This is a genomic window from Micromonospora sp. PRAS1, assembly GCF_059553435.1.
Genome location: NZ_JCANNB010000022.1, coordinates 91132 through 112322, shown reverse-complemented (window position 1 = coordinate 112322; position 21191 = coordinate 91132). Strand labels below are relative to the sequence as shown.

Annotated in this window: 20 protein-coding genes; 3 read left to right on the top strand and 17 right to left on the bottom strand. The window is 70.9% G+C overall.

Annotated elements, in window-relative coordinates; genetic code table 11:
- The 11 genes from AC507J_RS20865 to AC507J_RS20815 all read right to left on the bottom strand — a co-directional run.
- On the bottom strand, nucleotides 1-983 hold a 983-nt coding region (locus AC507J_RS20865), incomplete at its 3' end, for a sulfate/molybdate ABC transporter ATP-binding protein (RefSeq protein WP_496290853.1).
- A complete protein-coding gene (locus tag AC507J_RS20860; RefSeq protein WP_496290852.1) occupies nucleotides 980-1816 on the bottom strand; it encodes a sulfate ABC transporter permease in 837 nt (278 codons plus the stop codon). The genes AC507J_RS20865 and AC507J_RS20860, both read right to left, overlap by 4 nt.
- Complete coding sequence (gene cysT / locus AC507J_RS20855; protein WP_496290851.1) at nucleotides 1809-2657, bottom strand: sulfate ABC transporter permease subunit CysT; 849 nt, start codon at nucleotides 2655-2657, stop codon at nucleotides 1809-1811. The genes AC507J_RS20860 and cysT overlap by 8 nt, the downstream gene beginning before the upstream one ends.
- Nucleotides 2654-3676, bottom strand: a complete 1023-nt coding sequence (locus tag AC507J_RS20850; protein ID WP_496290850.1) for a sulfate ABC transporter substrate-binding protein — start codon at nucleotides 3674-3676, stop codon at nucleotides 2654-2656. Before AC507J_RS20850 ends, cysT begins: the two co-directional genes overlap by 4 nt.
- Nucleotides 3677-3972: 296 nt before the next feature.
- On the bottom strand, nucleotides 3973-4419 hold the full coding sequence (locus AC507J_RS20845) for an RrF2 family transcriptional regulator (protein WP_496290859.1): 447 nt from the start codon (nucleotides 4417-4419) through the stop codon (nucleotides 3973-3975).
- 84 nt (nucleotides 4420-4503) lie between these two features.
- Entirely contained in the window at nucleotides 4504-5571 is a 1068-nt protein-coding gene (locus AC507J_RS20840; protein ID WP_496290849.1) for an ABC transporter ATP-binding protein, read from the bottom strand.
- Nucleotides 5568-6560, bottom strand: a complete 993-nt coding sequence (locus AC507J_RS20835) for an ABC transporter ATP-binding protein (RefSeq protein WP_496290848.1) — start codon at nucleotides 6558-6560, stop codon at nucleotides 5568-5570. The genes AC507J_RS20840 and AC507J_RS20835 overlap by 4 nt, the downstream gene beginning before the upstream one ends.
- Entirely contained in the window at nucleotides 6557-7450 is an 894-nt protein-coding gene (locus tag AC507J_RS20830) for an ABC transporter permease (protein ID WP_496290847.1), read from the bottom strand. Before AC507J_RS20830 ends, AC507J_RS20835 begins: the two co-directional genes overlap by 4 nt.
- Complete coding sequence (locus AC507J_RS20825) at nucleotides 7447-8391, bottom strand: ABC transporter permease (protein ID WP_496290846.1); 945 nt, start codon at nucleotides 8389-8391, stop codon at nucleotides 7447-7449. The genes AC507J_RS20830 and AC507J_RS20825 overlap by 4 nt, the downstream gene beginning before the upstream one ends.
- Before the next feature lie 18 nt (nucleotides 8392-8409).
- On the bottom strand, nucleotides 8410-9945 hold the full coding sequence (locus AC507J_RS20820; RefSeq protein ID WP_496290845.1) for an ABC transporter substrate-binding protein: 1536 nt from the start codon (nucleotides 9943-9945) through the stop codon (nucleotides 8410-8412).
- A gap of 70 nt (nucleotides 9946-10015) precedes the next feature.
- Nucleotides 10016-10660 carry a M23 family metallopeptidase gene (locus AC507J_RS20815; protein ID WP_496290844.1) on the bottom strand — a complete coding sequence of 215 codons (645 nt, stop codon included), beginning with the start codon at nucleotides 10658-10660 and terminating at the stop codon, nucleotides 10016-10018.
- Between the two features lie 161 nt (nucleotides 10661-10821).
- Between AC507J_RS20815 and AC507J_RS20810 the strand changes: the two genes are divergently transcribed.
- Both AC507J_RS20810 and AC507J_RS20805 read left to right on the top strand, forming a co-directional pair.
- The gene (locus tag AC507J_RS20810; RefSeq protein WP_496290843.1) at nucleotides 10822-11598 is read left to right on the top strand and encodes an SDR family NAD(P)-dependent oxidoreductase; all 777 of its coding nucleotides are present in this window, start codon (nucleotides 10822-10824) and stop codon (nucleotides 11596-11598) included.
- Nucleotides 11595-12581 carry an aldo/keto reductase gene (locus AC507J_RS20805; protein WP_496290842.1) on the top strand — a complete coding sequence of 329 codons (987 nt, stop codon included), beginning with the start codon at nucleotides 11595-11597 and terminating at the stop codon, nucleotides 12579-12581. The genes AC507J_RS20810 and AC507J_RS20805 overlap by 4 nt, the downstream gene beginning before the upstream one ends.
- Before the next feature lie 67 nt (nucleotides 12582-12648).
- Here the strand turns inward: AC507J_RS20805 and AC507J_RS20800 are convergent, their stop codons facing one another.
- Nucleotides 12649-13116 carry a MerR family transcriptional regulator gene (locus tag AC507J_RS20800; protein ID WP_496290841.1) on the bottom strand — a complete coding sequence of 156 codons (468 nt, stop codon included), beginning with the start codon at nucleotides 13114-13116 and terminating at the stop codon, nucleotides 12649-12651.
- A 41-nt stretch (nucleotides 13117-13157) separates the two neighbouring features.
- On the opposite strand from AC507J_RS20800, the gene AC507J_RS20795 reads away from it, so the two are divergent.
- On the top strand, nucleotides 13158-14327 hold the full coding sequence (locus AC507J_RS20795) for an MFS transporter (protein ID WP_496290840.1): 1170 nt from the start codon (nucleotides 13158-13160) through the stop codon (nucleotides 14325-14327).
- A gap of 177 nt (nucleotides 14328-14504) precedes the next feature.
- Here the strand turns inward: AC507J_RS20795 and AC507J_RS20790 are convergent, their stop codons facing one another.
- The 5 genes from AC507J_RS20790 to AC507J_RS20770 form a co-directional block, all read right to left on the bottom strand.
- Entirely contained in the window at nucleotides 14505-16112 is a 1608-nt protein-coding gene (locus AC507J_RS20790) for a serine/threonine protein kinase (RefSeq protein WP_496290839.1), read from the bottom strand.
- A 160-nt stretch (nucleotides 16113-16272) separates the two neighbouring features.
- A complete protein-coding gene (locus tag AC507J_RS20785) occupies nucleotides 16273-17076 on the bottom strand; it encodes an AAC(3) family N-acetyltransferase (protein ID WP_496290838.1) in 804 nt (267 codons plus the stop codon).
- A 111-nt stretch (nucleotides 17077-17187) separates the two neighbouring features.
- On the bottom strand, nucleotides 17188-19587 hold the full coding sequence (locus AC507J_RS20780; RefSeq protein ID WP_496290837.1) for a lanthionine synthetase LanC family protein: 2400 nt from the start codon (nucleotides 19585-19587) through the stop codon (nucleotides 17188-17190).
- A 22-nt stretch (nucleotides 19588-19609) separates the two neighbouring features.
- Complete coding sequence (locus tag AC507J_RS20775) at nucleotides 19610-20728, bottom strand: hypothetical protein (protein ID WP_496290836.1); 1119 nt, start codon at nucleotides 20726-20728, stop codon at nucleotides 19610-19612.
- Nucleotides 20725-21078 (bottom strand): hypothetical protein, encoded by a 354-nt coding sequence (locus AC507J_RS20770; RefSeq protein WP_496290835.1) that lies wholly within the window; start codon nucleotides 21076-21078, stop codon nucleotides 20725-20727. Before AC507J_RS20770 ends, AC507J_RS20775 begins: the two co-directional genes overlap by 4 nt.
- Between the last annotated feature and the right edge of the window lie 113 nt (nucleotides 21079-21191).

Sequence of the window (21191 nt, the reverse complement as noted above, 5' to 3'; positions counted from 1 at the left end):
CGGCGTGTCGTGACAACAACTTCATGATCAACCGGGGGCTGGGTGGGGGTGGGGGTGATTCGGACTTCGGAGTCGGGTTGGATGCCCAGGGCTAGGAACTCGTTGCGGGTGAGGGTGACGGTCACGGGCTGACCGGCGGAGGTGGTGACCTCGACGCGGATCTCGAAGCCGATCCGGGTCACCCGGGTCACCCGGCCGACCGCCCCGGTGCCACCCGCGATGTCGGCGGAGAGTCGCAGGTCGTGCGGGCGTACGAGCTGGTCACCGAGCTGGGTGACCGGGCCGAGGAAGCGCATGACGAACTCGTTGCCCGGGCTGTCGTACAGCTCCTCGGGCGAGCCGATCTGCTCCACCCGCCCTTCGTTGATCACCACGATCTCGTCGGCGACCTCCAGGGCCTCCTCCTGGTCGTGGGTGACGAAGACAGTTGTCACGTGCACCTCGTCGTGCAGCCGGCGCAGCCAGTCCCGCAGTTCCTTGCGGACCTTGGCGTCGAGGGCACCGAACGGCTCGTCGAGCAGCAGCACGGTCGGCTCGACGGCCAGCGCCCGGGCCAGCGCCATCCGCTGGCGCTGCCCGCCGGAGAGCTGCGCCGGCAGCCGGTCGGCGAACTGTTCCAGGTGGACCAGGGCGAGCAACTCGTCGACCCGACGCTGGATCTCGTCCTTGGCACGCTTGCGGATCTCCAGCCCGAAGGCCACGTTTCGCCGCACCGACAGGTGCTTGAAGGCCGCGTAGTGCTGGAACACGAAGCCGACGTTGCGCTTCTGCGGCGGTAGTCCGGTGGCGTCCACGCCCTCGATCTCCACCGTCCCGGTGTCGGCACGTTCCAGCCCGGCGATGATCCGCAGCAGCGTGGACTTACCGCCGCCGGAGGGGCCGAGCAGGGCGGTGAGCCGCCCGGACGGGATGCTCACCGACACGTTGTCCAGCGCGACGAAGTCACCGAAACGCTTGCCGACGTTGACAATCTCGATACTCAACGGTCTTCCTTCGGCCTTAGGGCGGATACCACGATGACGCAGGCGACGGCGACGAGAGCGAGCAGGAACGCGGTGGCGTACGATCCGCCCTTGTCGAAGTTCAGGTACTTCTCCTCGACCACGAGAGTGGCCGTACGGGTCTCGCCGAGCACGTTGCCGGAGACGACCTTCACCGCGCCGAACTCGCCAAGCGACCGGGCGAGGCTGAGCACCACGCCGTAGATCACGCCCCACTTGATCGCCGGCAGGGTGATCCGGCGGAAGGTCTGCACCGCGTTGGCGCCGAGGCTGCGGGCGGCCTGTTCCTGTTCGTCACCGACCTCCTCCAGAACCGGCACGACCTCCCGGATGACAAGCGGCAACGCCACGAACACGGTGGCCATGACGATGCCCGGCAGGGCGAAGATGATCTGTAGGCCGGCGGATTCCAGCGCCGGGCCGAACCAGCCTTCCCGGCCGCCGTAGACCAGGACCAGGGCGAGACCGACCACGATCGGCGAGACCGACAGCGGCATGTCGAGCAGGGCGTTGAGCGTCCGCTTGCCGGGGAAGTCGTAGCGGACCAGCAGGATCGAGATGCCGACGCCGAAGACGGTGTTGATCACCACGGCGATCACCGCGACGACCACGGTCAGTTGCAACGCGTGGGTCACGTCCGGGTCGGTCAGGATGTCGGTGAAGCTGCCCAGCCCGTCGGCGAACGCGTTCCGGACGACCAGGTACACCGGCCAGGCCACCAGGAGGAAGAGGTACGCCGTCACGAGGAGGCGCAGCAGGTAACGCCCGGGACCACGGCCGGTGCGGGTACGGGCGACGACGGAGTGCTCAGCCACGGCGGATCACCCTCCGCTGGATGACGTCGAGGACGACGATGACGGCCAACGAGACGGCCAGCAGCACCACCGCGACGGCCGCGGCGCTCTCCGGGTTGTCGTTCTCGATGCTGCTCAGGATGCGCACCGAGGCCACCTCGGTACGCATCGGCAGGTTGCCGGAGAGCAGCACCAGCGAGCCGTACTCGCCGACGGCCCGGGCGAAGGAGAGCGCGGCACCCGCGGCGATGGCCGGGGTGAGGCTCGGCAGGATGATCCGCCGGAAGGTGGTGTACCGGCTCGCGCCCAGCGATGCCGCCGCCTCCTCGGTCTCCGGTTCGAGTTCGGCGAGCACCGGCTGCACGGTCCGCACGATGAACGGCAACGTGACGAAGAGGAAGGCGAGGAAGACCGCGATCCTGGTGTTGGCGATGTTCACGCCCAACGGGCTGTCCGGCCCGTACAGCGACAGCAGCACCAGGCCGGCGACGATCGTCGGCAGCGCGAACGGGATGTCGATGAGGACCTCCAGCGCGCGTTTGCCGAAGAAGCGGTCCCGCACCAGCACCCAGGCGATCAGGGTGCCCATCACGATGTTGACCGCCGTGACGAGCAGCGCCGTGCCGACGGTCAGCCGGAGGGTGGCGGCGGTCTGCTCGTTCGTCACCGTCCGCCAGAACCCGTCCCACCCGCCCTCGGCCGCGGTCACCGCCACGGCGGCCAACGGGATCAGCACCAGCAGGCTGAACCAGACCATCGCCACGCCGAGCCCGAGCCCGGAGACCCGGGTCAGCGGCAGGCCGCCCCGGGCCGACCGGCGGTTGCCCGCCGGCCGGTCCGGAGCGAGGGTCGCCGAGGTCACTTCGCCTTCCCGGAGGCCGCGATGACCTTGGTGACGATGCCGTCGTTCTCGTCGAAGAACTTCTTGGAGAGCGCGGACCAGCTCTCGAAGTCCTGCTCCACGGTCAGCAGCTTCTGCGGTGCGGGGAACGGGTTGTTCGGGTCGATCGCGCCCTCGATGCCTGTGGTGTCGACACCGTCGATGATCGGCCGGAAGCCGGTGAGCGCGAACTGCCGCTGACCCTGCGGGCCGAGCACGAAGTCGAGCCACTCCTTCGCCTTCGGGTCGGCGTCGGAGAGAATCGCGCCCGGGTTCTGGATCAGCACCGTGGTCGCCGGCAGCACCCAGTCCAGCTTCTCGCCGTTCTGCCGGGCCAGGATCGTCTCGTTCTCGTACGCGAGCAGGACGTCACCGGTGCCGCCGAGGAAGGTGGTGGTGGCGTCGCGGCCGCTGTTGGGCAGCGACACCACGTTGCCGAAGAGCTTGGTGAGGAACTCCTCGGCCTCGGCGTCGGTCCCGCCGTTGGCGGCGATGTGTCCCCAGGCGGCGAGGGCGTTCCACCGGGCGGCTCCCGAGGAGGCCGGGTTCGGCGTGACGATGCCGATGCCCGGCTTGATCAGGTCGTCCCAGCCCTGGATGTTCTTCGGGTTGCCCTCGCGCACCGCGAGCACCACCACCGAGGAGGAGACGATCCCCTTGGTCGGGCCGTCGTCCCAGCTCTGATCGACCAGCCCGGCGTCGACCAGGCGGGTGACATCGCTGGTCACCGAGAAGTGGACGTAGTCGGCCTTCAGGCCGGAGACCACCGCCCGGCTCTGGTCTCCGGAGGCGCCGTAGGAGGTCTTGAACCTGACTCCCTTGCCCGCCTCGGTCTTGGTCCACTCCGCGGCGATGGCCTTGTTCGCCGCCTCGGGCACCGCGAAACCGATGATGTTCAGCGTGGTGGCGCTGCCCGCAGCCTGGTCGCCGCCCCCGCAGCCCGCCAGGGCCAGGCTGGTGATCACGGCGAGAGCGGCGGCCGCTCTGATCCGGTGCCTCATCTTCGGTCCAGTCCTCCGTCCAGTGCGCGCCCGCACTATATAAATCCGACCGATTAAATAGGGAATATGTCCGTTTTGGGTTGCCAGCGAAATAGCATTGACGGGGGCGCGGTCACGGACCGGGCCTCGATGCCCGACTGGCAACACCGTGCCGGCGGCGATCAGCCGTCGCGCGCGGCGGGCCGGCGCGACAGCCGTGATCATCCGCACGACCGCGCACCGAATATCCCACTAACTCGACAGGTTTTCAAGCCTTAACCGGGCCGGACCGGGCACCCGGCCACACCAGCGGGCCGTCAGGCCACCCGGGGCGGCCGATCGGCCGCGTCGCACCCCGACCGATCGGCCGGGGCGAGCAGGTCGGCGAGGCTGGACCGGTCGACCACCCGCTCGATCGCGCGGTGCACCGACAGCCACACCTCGCCCAGGCCGGCGGCCACCCCGTGATACGTCGCCACCTCGGCCGGAGCACCACGGACCGTGGTCAGCGCTCCGCCGGTGGCCCGCAGCACGTCACCGACCGTGATGTCCTCGGGCGCGCGGGTCAGCGCGTAGCCGCCGTCGGAGCCGCGCAGGCCGTGCAGCAGGCCGGCGCGGCGCAGGTCCAGCAGGATGCCCTGGAGGAAGGAGTACGGGATGTCCTGGTTGGCCGCGAGCACCGCCGCCTTCACCACCTCGGGATGATGCTGCGCCACCGCCAGCATGGCCCGTATGGCGTAGTCCGATCGCGCCGACACGTACACGACTACACCCCTCATGCCCTACATACTCCATCAGACATATAGGGATAGTGGTCAGCTGTGGTCGCTCCGTCAAGGCATCGTCGATCACGCCGCCCGCATCGCGCGGACGGCTTCCCCGGCATAGAGGCAGGCCGCGTACTGCCCAGAACCCACCTCGGCGAGCACCGGATCGGTGTCGGCGCAGTCGGGCCGGGCCTGCGGGCAGCGGGTCCGGAACCGGCAGCCGTCGGGCGGGTCCACCGGGCTGGGGATGTCACCGCGCAGGATGATCCGCCGGCGTTCCCGCTCGACCTGCGGGTCGGCCACCGGGATGGCGGAGAGCAGGGCCGCCGTGTACGGGTGGGCCGGCTCGCGCCAGATCTGGGCCGGCGTACCGCTCTCCACGATCCGGCCCAGGTACATCACCGCCATCCGATCGCTCATGTGCTCGACGGCGGCGAGGTCGTGGGCGATGAACAGGTAGGTAAGCCCCAGGTCCCGTTGCAGGCGGCGGAGCAGGTTCATGATCTGTGCCTGCACGCTCAGGTCGAGCGAGGCGATCGGTTCGTCCAGGACGATCAGGTCCGGCTCACCGGCCAGGGCGCGGGCGATACCCACCCGCTGGCGCTGCCCGCCGGAGAGCTCGTGCGGGTGCCGGTCGGCGAGGTCGCGGCGCAGGCCGACCATGTCGAGCAGCTCGGCCACCCGTCGCCGGCGGGCCGCTCCCCCGTCGGTGAGCCGGTGCACGGCCAGTGGCTCGGCGATGCTCGACCCGACGGTGTGGCGCGGGTCGAGGGAGGCCTGCGGGTCCTGGAACACCATGGCGACCCGGCGGCGCAGGGCGCGCAGCCGTCGCCGGGACCACCGGGTCACGTCCTCCCCGGCCACCCGGACGCTGCCGGCGGTGGGATCGACCAGGCGCAGCAGGGCCAGGCCGGTGGTGGACTTCCCGCTGCCGGACTCGCCGACCAGCCCCAGCGTCTCGCCCCGGCGTACCTGCAACGACACCCCGTCGACGGCCCGCACCACGCCGGCCGGCGTCGGGAACCAGACCTTCAACTCGTCGAGTTCGGCCACGATGTCGGCCGGTCCACGTTGCCTCGGCACGCCACCGTGCGCCACGCCCGCCGACGTGACCGGCACGTTCTCCACATCACCCGGACGGCCTTTCATGAGCCCTCCCCGTCGGCTCGCTGCGGGTAGAAGGTGCGGACGTGGTGCTGCGGCGCGACCGGAACCAGCGGCGGCAACTCGTGCTCGCAACGCGCGTCGCCCCGGACCGGGCAGCGGGGCCAGAAGGCGCAGCCGGCGGGGAGTTCCAACGGGTTGGGCGGCGAACCGGCGATCGTCTCCAGGTCAGCACCGCCGTCGGCCGTCGGGTCGGGCCGGGCGGCGAGCAGGGCCACAGTGTACGGATGCGACGGCTGGCCGAAGACCGCGTCGACCGGCCCCTGTTCGAGGATGCGACCGGCGTACATCACCGCCACCGTGTCCGCGATGCCGGCGACCACACCGAGGTCGTGGGTGATCCAGACGACCGCGGTGCCCAGCCGCCGTTGCAGGTCGGCGACCAGCTCGACGATCTGGGCCTGGGTGGTGACGTCGAGGGCGGTGGTCGGCTCGTCGGCGATCAGCAGATCGGGCTCGCAGGCCAGCGCCATGGCGATCACCACGCGCTGGCGCATGCCGCCGGAGAACTGGTGCGGGTACGCGTCGACCCGCTGCCCGGCCGACGGGATGCCGACCAGGTCGAGCAGCTCGATGGCGCGGCTGCGGGCGGCACGCCGGGTCAGGCCTAGGTGTTCCTCGCCGGCCTCGGCGACCTGCCGGCCCACGGTCAGCACCGGGTTGAGCGAGGTCATCGGGTCCTGAAAGACGAAACCCACGTGCCGCCCACGCATCCGCCGACGACGCTCCGCCGACAACTCGGTGAGGTCGGTGCCGAGCAGCCGGACCCGGCCGGTCACCCGGGCGGTACGCGGTGCCAGGCCGGTGGCGGCGAGCACGCTCATGCTCTTGCCGCTGCCCGACTCGCCGACCAGGGCCAGGGTCTCCCCCGCCCGGACCGACCAGTCCACCCCGGCCACCGCCCGGGCCGGTCCGCGCCGGGTGCCGATGGTGACGCTGAGGTCCTCGATGGCCAGTACGGCCGGGTCGGTCATGCCGTGCTCCTCCTGGCTTCGCTGACGGTGAGCTGGCGGGGGTCGAGCACGTCGCGCAGCGCGTCGCCGACCAGGTTGAACGCCAGGACGGTGAGGAAGATGGCGGCGCCCGGAAAGAAGCCAAGCCACCACGCCTCGGTGACGAAGCCGCGGCCGTCGTAGAGCATCCGGCCCCAGGCGGGCTCCGGTGGCTGCACGCCCAGACCGAGGAAGGAGAGCGCCGCCTCGGAGAGGATCGCGAAGGCCAGCGACAGCGACGTCTGCACGATCAGCGGCGCGGCGATGTTCGGCAGCACGTGCCGGCCGATGATCCTCAGGTCGGAGGCGCCGATGGAGATCGCCGCCCGGACGAAGACCTGCTCCCGTACGGAGAGCACACCGGCCCGGGTGACCCGGGCGAAGATCGGGGTATAGACCACCCCGATCGCGATCATCGCGGTGAGCAGCCCCGGCCCGAGCACCGCCACGATGGCCACCGCCAGCAGCAGCACCGGGAACGCGAACAGCACGTCCATGCAGCGCATCAGCACGTTGTCCAGCCAGCCCCGGTAGTAGCCGGCGAGCAACCCGAGGGTCACCCCCACCACCAGAGCGATGCCGACGCTGACCAGGCCCACCTGGAGCGAGACCCGGGCCGCGACCATGACCCGGCTGAGCACGTCGCGCCCCAACTCGTCGGTGCCGAAGGGATGCGCCCAGCTGGGCGGCTGGAGCATCCGGTCGACGTCGACCTCGTTGATGCCCGAGGGCGCCAGCCAGGGCCCGGCCACGCCCACCACGACCAGCAGCACGAGCACGGCGCTGCCGGTCAGGGCCAGCGGATCGTGGCGAAGTGCCGACAGGGCCCGGCGCAGCTGCCCTTCGCTGCTGCGGGCGGTCTGCGCGCTCATCGGACCGTGATCCGCGGGTCGAGGCGGGCGTAGAGGATGTCCACCAGGAGGTTGACCAGCAGGAACAACGCGGCCACCAGCAGCACGGCACCCTGGAGCACGGGATAGTCCCGGGCCTGGACCGCGTCGAAGGTGAGCCGGCCGATGCCCGGCCAGGCGAAGAGCACCTCGATCACGATCACGCCGCCGAGCAGGCTGGCCAACTGCACCGCCACGACGGTGACCACCGGGATCAGCGCGTTGCGCAGCACGTGCCGCAACACCACCACCCGGGTCCGCAGCCCCTTCGCCTCGGCGGTGCGGACGTAGTCCTCGGAGAGCACCTCCAGCATCGAGGAACGGATGAACCGGGTCAGGATCGACGCCGTGACCAGGCCGACCGTCGCCGCCGGCAGGGCCACGTGCGACGCCCACCGGGCCGGGTCCTCGGTGAGCGCCACGTAGCCCGACGGTGGCAGCCAGCCGAGCACCCCGGCGAAGAGCAGGATGCCCATGATGCCCATCCAGAAGTCGGGCACCGAGACGCCGAACTGGCTGAACACCCGCGCCGCGTGGTCGATCAGCGAGCCGCTGCGGATGGCCGAGAGGATGCCGAGCGGGAAGGCGATAAGCATCGCGAACAGCACCGCGGTGACCGCCAGCGACAGCGTCGCGGGCAGCCGTTCCAGCACGATCGAGGTGACCGGCTGGCCGCTGCGGAAGCTCACCCCGAGGTCGCCGGTGAGCGCCCGCCGCAGGTAGTCGAAATACTGCACGACCAGGGGCTGGTCCAGCCCGGCCCGGGCCCGCAGCGCCTCGTAGGTCTGCGGGTCGAAGCGGGTACCGAGGGCGACCCGGACGGGGTCACCCGGGACCAGTTGCAGCAGCAGGAAGACCACCAGGGTCACGCCGAGCAGCACGACGCCGGACTGGAGCAGCCGGCGGAGGACGAAGCGGGCCATCCGAGGTTTCCCGCCGGCTCACCGGGCGAGGGCCACGTCGCGGAACCGGATCGCCCGGTCGGTGCGTACCTCATAGCCGGCGACCTGGCGGGACCAGCCCTGCGCCACGTCCGGGTTGTAGAGGTAGATGTAGCTGGCGTCGTCGACGATCTGCTTGGCCACCTGCTCGTACTGCTGCTTGCGGGCGCCCTGGTCGGTCTCGGTGCGGGCCTGGTCGAGCAGCCGGTCCACGGCGGGGTTGGCGTACTTGTGGAAGTTGAAGGTGCCGCCGCTGTGGTGCTGGGCGTAGTAGAACTCGTCCGGGTCGATGTTGCCCAGCCAGCCCAGCATGAACGAGTCGAAGTTGCCGTTGCCCTGCTCGTCGAGCCACTGCGCGAAGTCCAGCGTACGGATCTTCACGGTGACGCCGATGCCCTCCAGCTGCGAGGCGATCACCTGCGCGGCGGTGACCGTCTCCGGGTACTCGCTGGTGACCATCAGGTCCATGGTCAGCCCGCTGACGCCGGCCTGGTCGAGCAGTTGCCGGGCCTGGTTCGGGTCGTGCGAGTACGGGGCGTACTCGTAGTAGAAGGCGCTGTCCTGCGGGATGGCGGTCTGGTTGACGGTGGCCAGCCCGAACTTGGCGGCCTTGGTGATCGCCTCCCGGTCCAGCGCGAACGCGATCGCCCGGCGCACGTCGACGTTGTCGTACGGCTTGCGGGCCTGGTTCAGCGCCAGGTACCAGTAGTCGGTCGACGGCACCGACCGCACGGTGGGATCGTCGCCGTCGAGCAGGGCGGGCACCTGCTGTGGTGGCAGGTTGTCGGTCCACTGCACCTCGCCGCCGCGCAGATTCTGCAGGGCCACCGTGGGGTCGCTGACGAAGGTGAACCGCACCCCGTCGAGCTTGGGCTGCTCACCCCAGTAGTTCTCGTTGCGGACCAGCTGGATGTGGTCGCCGGAGGTGTAGTTGCCGATCGCGAAGGGGCCGGTGCCGACCGGCTTGGTGGTGATCTCGCCGGACTCCACGTTGGACTTCTGCACGATCGCCACACCCTTGAACCCGCCGAGGTTGGCCAGCAGGTTCGGCGTCGGCGCGTCGAGCGTGACGACCACGGTGCCCGGGTCCGGCGCGGTCACCGACTTGACGGTGGCGAACCGGTACGCGTTGTTCAGCTTCTCGTCGATGATCCGGGTGTAGGAGTAGACCACGTCCTCGGCGGTAAGCGGCGAACCGTCGGAGAACTTCACCCCCTCACGAAGGGTGAACGTCCAGGTGAGCTGGTCGTCGCTGGTGGTCCACTCGGTGGCCAGCGCCGGCTTCATCTCCAGGTTGGCGTCCGGCTCGACCAGGGTGTCGTAGACGTTCTCCAACACCTGGAAGCTGTAGTAGGCGGAGGTCTTGTGCGGATCTAGCTGGTCCGGTTCGCCGCCGATGGCGGCGTTGAGGACCCCACCGGCGGCGGCTCCGTCCGCCCCGTCGACGTCGACCCCTTCGCCCGCGCTGCATCCCGCCGCTGCGACAAGCGTCAGCGCGAGTGTGGCGCCGGCCAACCGGAATCTGGTGCTGGACATGGTCCTCCCCCTTGATCCTGCTGCCTCCTGCCGGACCCCACGCTAGCCGCAAAGCCGGCAGTCGGCAGGGTCAGGGCCGTTGGGCGGGGCAGTTGTTGCTGGTCAGACGCAGGGTGTACTCGGCGTCGTCGTGGGTGATGCCGGAGGGTTGCCCGTCGAACCAGGCCTCCACCTTCTGCCAGCCCCGGCGCTGCTCGTAGTGCAGGTGCGGAGCGCCGGAGTTGCCGGTGCTGCCGATCCGCCCGATCTGCTCACCCTGGGCGACCTCCTGGCCGACCTGCACCAGCGGCGGTTCGAGCAGGTGCAGGTACTGGGTCTCCCACCGGCCGCCGTGGTCGATCTTCACCCAGTAGCCGCCGCCCCGACCCCGGGGACCGTCCGGATCCTCCGGGGTACGCCCACCGAGCGAGCCGTTGATCCCGGCGACCGTGACGGTGCCCGCGTACGAGGCGAGCACCGGCTGGCCCCAGGGCTCGCCTTCGAGAGGGAAGAAGTCCACGTCGTACTCGCCGTGGCCGGGGTAGGTGCCGATCTGCCAGGTCTCGCCGCAGCCGACGGGCATCTGGAACAACGGTCGCGGGCCCGGCGGCAACAGCTGCGGCACCACGAACGCGGCTGCGGCGGCGAACACCCCGAGCAGAGCGACGACGAGGACGATCCGGAGGCTGCGGCGGGTACGGGCCCGGTGGCGGGAGCGGGGGTGGCCGGTGGTCACCCCTCAAGGGTGGCAGACGTCCGCCCGCTCCCATTCATGGTCTTGTGCAGCGTGATGATCGCTGATAGACATCGGATGTATTGCCGGCTCATTGCGACCGATGTCTGGGGGCGACCGGTGGAGCTGTGGCGAGCAGCCGAACGGCGGAGCGGAGCGCTCGCATGAGCGGTGCCGACAGCAGGGAGTTCGCCGGGCTGGCGGCGGTGGTCACCGGTGGTGCGTCCGGCATCGGGCTGGCGACCGCCACCCTGCTCGCCGAGCGGGGTGCCCGAGTGGCCTGCCTGGACCTGAACCCGCAGGACGTACCGGAGCCGCTGCTCGGCCTGGCCGCCGACGTGACCGACGACGGCTCGGTACGCGCCGCGATCGCCGCCGCGCACGAGGCGCTCGGCGGCATCGACGTCCTGGTCAACAACGCCGCCGTCGGCGCGGTGGGCAGCATCGAAACCGACTCCGACGCCGAATGGCACCGGGTGCTCGACGTCAACGTGGTCGGCATCGTCCGGGTGAGCCGGGCCGCCCTGCCGCACCTGCGCGCCTCGGCACACGCGGCGATCGTCAACATCGGCTCCATCGCCGCCTGGCTCGGCCTGCCCCAGCGGGCGCTCTACAGCGCCAGCAAGGGCGCGGTCCAGGCGCTCACCCTGGCGATGGCGGCCGACCACGTCGCCGAGGGCATCCGGGTCAACTGCGTCAACCCCGGCACGGCGGACACCCCCTGGGTACGCCGCCTGCTCGCCGCCGCCGACGATCCGACGGCGGAACTGGCCAAGTTGCGGGCCCGCCAGCCCACCGGTCGACTCACCACCCCGCAGGAGGTGGCCGCCGCCGTCGCGTACCTGGCCAGTCCGCTCTCCGGGTCGACCACCGGCAGCGTCCTCGCCGTCGACGGCGGCATGCACGGCCTGCGACTTCCCACGCCGCCGAGCCCGGCATGAGCGGAGTCCGCCTCGGGCGGTCGGCGGTGACGGTGAGCCGGCTCGGTCTCGGCTGCGCCCAACTGGGCAACCTCTACCAGCGCATCGACGACGCGGAAGCGACCGCCACGGTGGCGACGGCCTGGGACTGCGGCATCCGCTACTTCGACACCGCGCCGCACTACGGTCTCGGGCTCTCCGAGCGCCGGCTCGGTGCCGCGCTGCGGGCCCGCCCCCGGGAGTCGTACACCATCAGCACCAAGGTCGGTCGGCTCCTGGTGCCGGACCCGGCGGGGGCCGGCCGCCTCGATCCGGAGGGTTTCCAGGTACCCGCCGACCACCGCCGGGTGTGGGACTTCACCGCCGACGGGGTACGCCGCAGCCTGACGGCGAGCCTGACCCGGCTCGGCCTCGACCGGATCGACCTCGTGCTCATCCACGATCCGGAGGAGCATCAGGAGGCGGCCCTGGCGCAGGCGTACCCGGCCCTGCACGAGTTGCGCGCCCAGGGCACGATCGGCGCGATCGGGGTCGGCTCGAAACATTGGCAGACGTTGCTGCGGTTCGTCACCGAGACCGACGTCGACGCGGTGATGCTCGCCGGCCGCTACACGCTGCTGGAACAACCGGCGCTCGACGCGCTGCTGCCCGAGTGCCAGCGGCGCGGCGTGTCGGTACTCAACGTGGGCGTCTTCAACAGCGGCCTGCTCGCCGTGGCCCGCCCGCACGCCGGCCTCCGCTACGACTACGCACACGTGCCGCCTGCGGTGCTGGATCGGGTACAGGCGATCGTCGCGGTCTGCGACCGGCACGGCACCACCCTGCCGGCCGCCGCGCTCGCCTTCGCCGCCGCCCATCCCGCGATCGCCGCCGTGGTGGTCGGTGCCGACCAGCCCGACCAGGTACGCCGCAACGCCGCCCTGCTGGCCGCCCCACCCCCACCCAAGGAGTTCTGGTCCGACCTGGTCGCCGCCGGCTTACTGCAAGGAAGGGCCCCCTATTAACGCCTGGTGTATAGGAAGGGCCCCTTCCTAACACTGCGGTGGAGCCTCAGCACACTGCGGTGGAGCCTCAGCGGGAATCTCGGGGCGTCTGACCGATTGCCGGGCCCGCCTTGCGGACCGACCGGCGCACCACCGCGCTACCCGGGTCTCCGGGGTGGCCGGGCCCGACCACCTCACCGCGTACGTCGGCGACGATTGTGGCGAGCAGGTGTCGACTCCGTTGCAACGACTCGATCTTCGCGGTCAACAGGTCCAGTTCGCCCTGCAGGGTGTCGGCCAGGCCGGTCCGGTCGGCGGGTTCGTCGGGAATCACCGCCCGCCCGTCCAGCAGGAACTTCAGCGCCTGCCCGACCACACCGGAGGGCAGCGCAGCAGAGAGCATGCACCGGATGCGGGCCACCCGGTCGACGTCCGCCTCCTGGTAGATCCGGTAGCCCGAATCGGTGCGTACCGGCGTCAGCAGGCCCTGCTCCTCGTAGTAGCGCAGCATCCGCACCGAGGCACCGGTCCGCGCGCTCAACTCCCCGATCCGCATCGCTTGACTCTAACGTCGATGTCAGGCTTTAGCGTCCGCCTGTGATCCTCTACGTACTCTTCGTCTGCTCCTTCGCCGTGGCCACCGCCGAGTTCGTGCTGGTCGGCCTCCTCCCCCAGGTCGCCGCAGACCTGGGCGTGTCGGTGCCCGCCGCCGGGCAACTGGTCACCGCGTACATGATCGTGGTGACCGTGGGTGGACCGGTCGCCGCCGTACTTACCCGCCGGCTGCCGCGCCGGGAACTGCTCGCCGGCACCATGGCGCTGGCCACGGTATCGGCGGTGGCCAGCGCGATGGCCACGTCGTACCCGATGCTGTTGACCGCCCGGCTGGGGTCGGCGCTGGCGCAGGCGCTGTTCATGGCGGTGGCCTCCCAGGTCGCGATGGCCGCCGTGGCACCCGAGCGACAGACCGTCGCGGTGGCCCGGGTGTTCGGCGGGTTCGCCCTGGCCACCGTGCTCGGCCTGCCGGTGGGCAGCCTGATCGGCGAGGCGTACGGCTGGCCGGTCACCTTCGTGGTGGTGGCCGGCATGGCCGCCCTCGGGCTGCTCGGCGTCGTCGTCTGCTGCCCCCGCATCGCCGCGCCGCCGCCGACCGGGGTCCGGGACAGCGTCGGCGCGCTGGCCCGCCCCGCCATCTTCGCCGGCCTCGGTGTCACCCTGCTGGCGCTGACCGGCTTCGTGGCCGCCTTCACCTACGTCGCCCCGATGCTGCGCACCGTCACCGGATTGAGCCCCGGCTGGGTCAGCATCGGCCTGGTCGGCTACGGCCTCGGCACCATCGCCGGCAACCTGCTCGCCGGCCGGGTACGCCCCGACGCGATCACCCGCCGGCTGCCGGCCGCCGTCGGCGTACTGGCACTGATTCTGCTCGCCCAGCCGTTGCTGCTGCCGGTGGCGCCGCTGGCGCTGGTCGGCCTGGTCCTGCTTGGCGCGACGGCGTTCCTGGTCGTACCGCTGGTCCAGACCTGGCTGATGGGCCAGGTCGACGCGGCCACCACCGGCCTGGTCGCGGCGGTCAACATCTCGGTCGCGGGGGCGGCCGGCGCGCTCGGTGCGGCGCTCGGCGGCGTGGTGCTCGCGGTGGGCCTCGGTGCGGCCTGGATCGGCCCGTTCGCCGGCGTCTCCGTGCTGGGCGCGACCGTCCTCGCCACCGGCATCGCCCGCCGGTCGACACCGGCCCTGGCCGCCTCGCCCAACGGCGCGCGCTGACACCACGCCCTCGCCGACGCCACGCCCTCGCTGGCACCGGCCCCTCGCTGGGCAGAAAGATCACGCTCGTTCCGTGAACGAGTGGCCTCGCACCGCCTTGGATGCCACTCGTTCACGGAACGAGCGTGACCCGAGTCGGCACACAGCGCGCGGCGCTGGCAACCGCCGGTCGACGAGTCAGAGCGCGCCGCGGTCGACCAGGACGAACGTGGTGTCGATGGGGGCATCACCGAGATGCTCCACATAGATCTTCTTGTAGTCGTCGTCCCACTGCACCACGCCGTACGTGTCGCTGAAGATGGCGTAGGACGTGCGTCCCTTGTCGTCCTTGCTCTCCCGGGAGATCCCGAACAAGGTCGCGGCGGTCGGCACGCAGTCGGTGCCCACCAGCGACGCGTAGCCCTCGACATCGATCTTGACACCTAGGCACGGCTGGCCCTTGGTGTCCGGGTTCAACGACTTGATCATGTAGTCGACGCCGACCGGTTCGAGCGCGAAGAGGGCGTCCTTGCCGGTACCACGGCTCACGCCGACCTCGTCGATGTACGGCATCGATAGGTTCCGGTCGAGTTCCACCACGTGCAGCACGATTCGTCGCTTCCCGCCCAGGATGGCCCCGGTGCTGTTGTCCACGGAGGACGGTGACGCGGTCGGCGAACTCGTGCCGGGCGCGGACGGTGACCCGGTCGAACCCGTTTCGGGCGCGGACGCGTCAGCCACCGGGTCCTGAGCCGCTGGTGAGCCGGTCTGGCCGGCTGCGGTGCGGCCCTCCAGCAGTTTTGGACCGAACAGGAAAGCGGGCACCAGCACCGCGATCACCGCAGCGATGGTGCCCAGGGCGACGAGCACGCCACGCCGCTTCGCACTCGCACCGACCCGGCCCGGCCCGCCCTGGCCGCCGCCGGTCCCGGAAGGCGTACGCGACCCGCCGTCGTCCGCCCGCGATGCCGCCGTGCCAGCCCGCCGATCCGCTGCGGTAAGCAACCCGTCGAGCAGTTCCCGGGCGGTGGGCCGGGCGGCGGGATCCTTCTCCAGCGCCCGGGAGATCAGCTCCCGCAGCGGACCGTCGAGCCCGGTCAGGTCCGGTGGTTGGGTGAGGATCCGGATCGCGGTGCCGGTGGCGGAGTCGCCGGCGAACGGGTTGCGGCCGGTCGCGGCGTGGGCGACCAGCACGCCCCAGGCGAAGATGTCCGCCGCCGGACCCACCGACTGACCGGACGACGTGTCGAGCCGCTCCGGAGCCATGTACGCGACCGTGCCGACCACCTGGTTGGTCCGGGTGTGCTGACTCGTCGCCTCGAACGCGCGAGCGATACCGAAGTCGATCACCTTGATCCCACCCGGCGCCATCAGCACGTTCGCCGGCTTGAGATCCCGATGGATCACCCCGGCACCGTGAATGGCGGTGAGCGCGGTGGCCACCCCCACCGCGATGCTGTGCGTCCGCGCCGCCCCCTGCGGTCCCTGCTCCCGGATCACCTGCGCCAGGCTGGGCCCGTTGACGTACTCGACCACCAGGTACGGCGGATCATGATCGGGGTCGGCGTCGAGCACCTCGGCAGTGCAGAACGGCGGCACCTGCCGGGCCCGGTTCACCTCACTGCGGAACCGGCCCCGAAACTCATCGTCGTAGGACAGGTCCGGGCGGACCACCTTGACCGCCACCCGCCGTCCCTGCGGCGACCGGGCCAGGAAGACACTGCCCATGCCGCCCTCGCCGAGCCGGCCGAGCAGTTCGTAACCACCGAGTCGGGCCGGGTCACCGGTGCGCAGCCCCTCGTTCACGCCGGCCCTCCGCAGGCCGAACCCGCTCCGCCCATCGTCCGTCCCCTCAGCTCAGTCGCACGCCGCCGGCAGCCTATCGCCACTCGCTGCACCCCATCGATGCGCGGCTGCGGTAGTCCAGTGTGGGCCCGGCACCTCGCCGACCCGTGTTCGGCTGATGCTATGGCCTGCGAGGCATCCGATTGGTCGCGAGCCAATCGACGGCGAAGTCGACAAGCGCGCGCTGGCGCATCAGTCGGCACTCGGCCACGCCCACCTGCCCGATCCGTACGCTGCCGCTGCTCTCGAAAGCGTCGCCGAGCTGGTCGAAGTCGCCCTCGTCGGTGTCGACATCCTGCCAACGGGTCCAGGCCCGGCCGGTGCAGGTGCGCACGGCCGAGCCTTCCTGCCTGCGCGGTGGGTCCGGCAACCCGTACTCGGCCAGGTGCAGCGAGGTGTTGCTGCGGTGTCCGACGCCCAGCAGCAGGACGTCTCCGTCCAGCCGGTACACGGCACCCACGGGCGAGTTCCTGCCCAGCATCTCGTCGAGTTGATGCCCGCTCACCACAGCGTCGGCGGCCGGGCCGACAGCCGCGAACGACACCTGTGGGTGGTCGCTGCGCCGTGCCCCGGGCCAGGTGCGGACCGTCTCCGCGACCACGCCCATCCACCGGCTCGGCGTCACGGCCGGGTCGAACCCGGGCATGTGTGCGCGGATCACCGGCCACCACGACTCCGGCACCGGCGGATGCTGCCAGCCGGCGGGATCGGTGTTGTCCGGGGTATGGGTCGGTACCACAAGCGTGCCGTCCGGGCCCAGGGCGTCGAGCAGCGCCTGGACCACCGCGACCGGGCCGCCGCAGACCCAGCCGAGCGCTTTGAGCGACGAGTGCACCAGCAGCACCGACCCACGTCGCACCCCGAGCGACGCCAGGTCGTCAGCGAGCGCGGTACGCGTGTAAGGCAGGTCAGTGTCGATCAGCAACCCTACCTAGGCGAGCGACCGCAGGGGCAGGGACGCCACTGTCGATATCGGGCTGCGACGGCCCGGTCCGCTGCGTCGTGTTCGCTTGTAGCTGCAACGCTTCGCGGCGGTCTAGACCGGCCATCCTTCGCTGTCGTAGAGCGGCCATCCTTCGCTGTCGTAGAGCGGCATGGTGACCGGGTCGGGGGAGTCCAGCTCGGCCAGGAGCAAGGCCGGTCCGACCTCGCCCTTGTAGAGGCTGTCGGGCCGGAGCGAGGTTTCGAGGGCTTTGGTCTCCGCGGACCGGGCCAGCAGCTTGGCGCGGGCGAGCCACACCGGCTCGGCGGTGTTGGCGTAATGCCGCAGCAGCGCGTAGGCGCGGCCGGCGAGGCCGCAGCAGAGCTCGCCGGGCGCGTCGAGCGGGCCCTCGCAGGCCGCCCAAGCGGCGCCCTGAGCCAGCTGCGCGAAGCGTGGCTCGCCGGTCAGGGTGTGCGCGAGCCACCACAGGGGCAGGTGTCCGGCTGCGCCGTTGCACCAGCTGGCGCCCATGAGGGTGTCGGTCCGTGGGCTGCTGCTGTCGAAGGGCCACAGCAGTCCGCGACCGGCCGGCTGGGCGAGGGACGCGAGCTGGTCGAGGCGGTCGGCGATGCCTTCCGGGGCGGGCGACTTCGACGCCTGTGCCCAGCGGAGCACGGCGAAAAGGTAACCGGACCAGCCGTGGGCCGCTCCGTAGACTCGACGGCGCGGTCCCTCGCCGATGGGGTCGTCGGCGGCGAGGTCGGACCAGAGCGAGTCACAGAGCATTGTTCCGAGCCCGCGCAGGGCTGTGTGTCGCGAGCTGCCCGAGCAGGCTTCGAGGAGCATGGCGCAGCCCAGGAGCAGACCCGACCGTCCGAATGCGGCATCCAGCTCAGGGCTGGGCGCGGCCGCGGTCCGCAGGAACTTGTCGATCGCCTTGTCCCGTGCCGGGTGGTCGCCTCGCGCTTCGGCGACCAGCGCCTGCACCCCGTGGACGCCGCTGATGTGATGGTAGAAGGAGTTGCCGCCCACTATCTCGTGGGTGATGCCGAGCTCGCGGTTGACGAATGCCTCCTCGGCCGCCGACCTCTGTTCGGCTTGCTGCGCCCACAGGTCGGCTTGGGCGAGCAGCTGCCAGTCGCCGCGGCTTCGGGCGATGCGCAGCAGCGCGTAGGCGAACCCGGCACCGCCGTTCATGACGGAGCAGGTCGGCGGGGCCAGCCCGCCGTCGAAGAGCGGCCCCGGCGCGGCGAGGCGGCCGAGGACCTTGTCCACCAGCCCCTTCGTCCGCAACGGCGGGGCCGTGCGGGGCGCTGCGCGGTCCGATGCCGCTGCGGTACGCAGGGACGCCAGCAGGTGCGCCAGCGACGGGTACCGGCAATCCGGGTCCTTGTCGAGCGCCCGCCGCAGGGCCTTTTCGGTTGCCGGAAGTTTCGGCCCGGCATGGGCGTCGAAGGGCAGCACTGGCTCGTCGCGCAGCTGACGCAGCATGTGTTCGGCGTGCAGCGAGAAGGCGTGCGTATGCGCGCCGGTGAGCAGGTGGTAGATGAGCGCCGCGACCGCGTACTGCTCACCGGCCGGGGTCAGCGGGGTGACGCGCTGGCCACTCAAGCGAGCCTTGGCGCTTTCCGGGTCGAGGAAGAAGTCGACTCCGCCACGCCTGACACCGCCTCCGTTCGCCACGGAGCTGATCCTGACCGCGAGCCCGAAGTCCAACAGGACCACGCGACCCTGCGCGTCAACGAGGACGTTACGCGGGTGCACGTCGCCGTGGAGCACATCTTGCGCGTGCAGGTGGGAGAAGGCGGCGACGACGCCGTCGACCAGGCTCAGCAGCGCTGCGACGCCCGCCGGGCCGCCGAGCCTGCGCGCCTCGGCCGCAGCGTCGTGGGAGTCGACGCCCGCGATCCATGACTGGACGAGAAACGACCGGCTGGCGTACTCCCCCGCAGCGATGAGGTGGGGGTTGTGGCGTCCGTCGAGGCCGCGCAGCGTCGCGGCTTCGCGGTGCAGCAAGGGCCCGATGTCGGCCTGGGCACCGTCGCGCACGATCTTCAGTGCGGCCATCGTGCCGTCGGCGAGCCGGAGGCGGTACACCTCGGTGTCCAGCAGAACGTGAACCGGCTCGACGACCTGCCCGCCCGCGACGGACCGGCCCGGCGCGAGCGACGCCTCGACCCGGGCGGCGAGCGCCGAGTCGGCGGGCAGCAGCACACCGTCGCGGATGAAGCCGGTCAGGACCGGCAGGACGTCGGTTAGCGTCTGCCGCGGGTCGACGCCGGAGGCGGCACTGAAGGCGATGACGGCGTCGACGATTGTCGTCGGCTCGCGGAACCGTTCGAGGAACGCGGCGGTGTCGCGGTCGACGAGGCTGGTGGTGGCGCGCGACAGCGGCCGGGTGACACAGTGATCGCCCGGCTGGTGGTCGATCTGCTCCCGCAGGTCGCCGGCAAGCTCGGCCGCCGGCACCACCACCACGTCGTCCGGCAGGACCATCGGCCCGTACGCGGTCATGCTGCCTCCCTGATGGTCCGGGTCACGACAGAGCCGCGCGCCACGTCGAGCCGGTCGGTACCCAGGTGTCGGTATCGACTCCGGCCAGCCGCAGCCGCCGGAGGGCGAACTGCCAGGGCTGATGGGTTCGGTCGGCTGCGGCGGCAAGGTAGTCGGCGAGGCGCTGGGTCACCCACATGCGCCAGCTGGTTCTGGGCCCGCCCTCGGGTGGCGGGTCCGCACCCCAGGACAGCAGCCCGTCGAGGGTGACGGCGGCGGTGAACGGTACGCCGTGCGCGGGCATGCCCGCGATCTCCTGCGCCAGTAGCGATGCGCCCTGCCGGAGGTCGTCGAGGCGATCGAAGTAGACGACCAGCTTGTCGGGCCGGCAGAGCCCGCAGACGTCCCGGGCGACCTTGAAGGCGATGACGCCTCGCGAAGCGGCCAGGGTGCCGGAGACCGCTGCCACCGCGGCGGGCACGGCGTCCAATGCCGGGCTGACGTAGAGCTTGTACGCGACGTCGTCGTGGGGCTGGTGCCCCGGCGATGTGCGTGTCCAGAGTCGCCAGGGCGATCGCGGCTGGCTCCAGGCCGGCCGTTGCCTCCAGGCAGGGTCGGCGACGTCGCCGAGGAACTTCTCCGCAGCCCGCTCATCGGGTATCCGGCGGTGCATCGCGGGCGAGCAAGGAATTCGGCCGTACGAGTAGAGCCGCGACGCAAGCGCGTCCACGGACAGTCCTTCGAGCGCCTGCCCGTACCGCAGCGCTTCCAATGACAACTCGGCGATCCGGCCCTGACCCGCGCCGGAGTCCACCGGTGGCAGCACGTCCACGGCTGCGGCTCCGGAGACGAAACCGTTGCCGGTCAACATTTCGACCACGCCGTCCGCGACAAGGCGGGCCAGGACACGTTCGGCATCGTCACCCAGCTTGTGGCGGGCGAAGGCGGGTAGCGTCCCCGGCTCTCCGAGGGTCAGAAACAGCAGCGCGACGTCGGTCGAACACGAACGTGCGTCAAGACCTGAACCAGGTTGCGGTCGCAGGACTCCGTAGAGGTCGTCGTCGTCGCCGAGAAGCCGGCGGTCGGCCTGCGTCAGCCGGTCGGCCGGCACCAGTTCGTAACGAGGGTTGGCCCGTAACGTGGGCCGGCCCGCGAGGCTCACTGCCGGTCGCCCGGTTCCTGCCGGTCACGCAGCGCAGCCTCCGCCACGTCGAGGTCACTGAGCTGCGCCTTCAGCTGCTTCTTCGTCACCTCGGCAACCAGGTCGATCTCGGCGAGGCGGTGCTCCAGCTGTTTTCGCAGCAGCGGCAGGAGCTCGGGCTCCACCAGGCCGCCGACCATCAGCTTCTCCGGCGGCCGATAGGAACATTTACACCAGTCGAGCTTAGTGAGATAGCAGGTGCCGATCCAGGTGCCGACCTGGGGCTCCATCGGCTGGTCGTCGACCTCGACCAGCGAGCCCTCGACGCTGCACGGCAGCTGCACCCGCAGTTTCCTGGCCCGGAAAGCCATCATCCCTCCAAGGGGGTGGCCGATGGTACGACCCACCTAGGGGGAAATATACCGTAAAATAGTACGAAATCCGGCAATCCTGCGTAAATGGATACGCCTAGCCACTCGGCATC

What these genes read in the sequence shown, in the direction of transcription:
- AC507J_RS20850 (WP_496290850.1), bottom strand. Translation starts at nt 3,676, where the DNA reads ATGAGGCACCGGATCAGAGCGGCCGCCGCTCTCGCCGTGATCACCAGC.
- AC507J_RS20840 (WP_496290849.1), bottom strand. Translation starts at nt 5,571, where the DNA reads ATGAAAGGCCGTCCGGGTGATGTGGAGAACGTGCCGGTCACGTCGGCG.
- AC507J_RS20835 (WP_496290848.1), bottom strand. Translation starts at nt 6,560, where the DNA reads ATGACCGACCCGGCCGTACTGGCCATCGAGGACCTCAGCGTCACCATC.
- AC507J_RS20830 (WP_496290847.1), bottom strand. Translation starts at nt 7,450, where the DNA reads ATGAGCGCGCAGACCGCCCGCAGCAGCGAAGGGCAGCTGCGCCGGGCC.
- AC507J_RS20825 (WP_496290846.1), bottom strand. Translation starts at nt 8,391, where the DNA reads ATGGCCCGCTTCGTCCTCCGCCGGCTGCTCCAGTCCGGCGTCGTGCTG.
- AC507J_RS20820 (WP_496290845.1), bottom strand. Translation starts at nt 9,945, where the DNA reads ATGTCCAGCACCAGATTCCGGTTGGCCGGCGCCACACTCGCGCTGACG.
- AC507J_RS20810 (WP_496290843.1), top strand. Translation starts at nt 10,822, where the DNA reads ATGAGCGGTGCCGACAGCAGGGAGTTCGCCGGGCTGGCGGCGGTGGTC.
- AC507J_RS20805 (WP_496290842.1), top strand. Translation starts at nt 11,595, where the DNA reads ATGAGCGGAGTCCGCCTCGGGCGGTCGGCGGTGACGGTGAGCCGGCTC.
- AC507J_RS20800 (WP_496290841.1), bottom strand. Translation starts at nt 13,116, where the DNA reads ATGCGGATCGGGGAGTTGAGCGCGCGGACCGGTGCCTCGGTGCGGATG.
- AC507J_RS20780 (WP_496290837.1), bottom strand. Translation starts at nt 19,587, where the DNA reads ATGACCGCGTACGGGCCGATGGTCCTGCCGGACGACGTGGTGGTGGTG.
- AC507J_RS20770 (WP_496290835.1), bottom strand. Translation starts at nt 21,078, where the DNA reads ATGGCTTTCCGGGCCAGGAAACTGCGGGTGCAGCTGCCGTGCAGCGTC.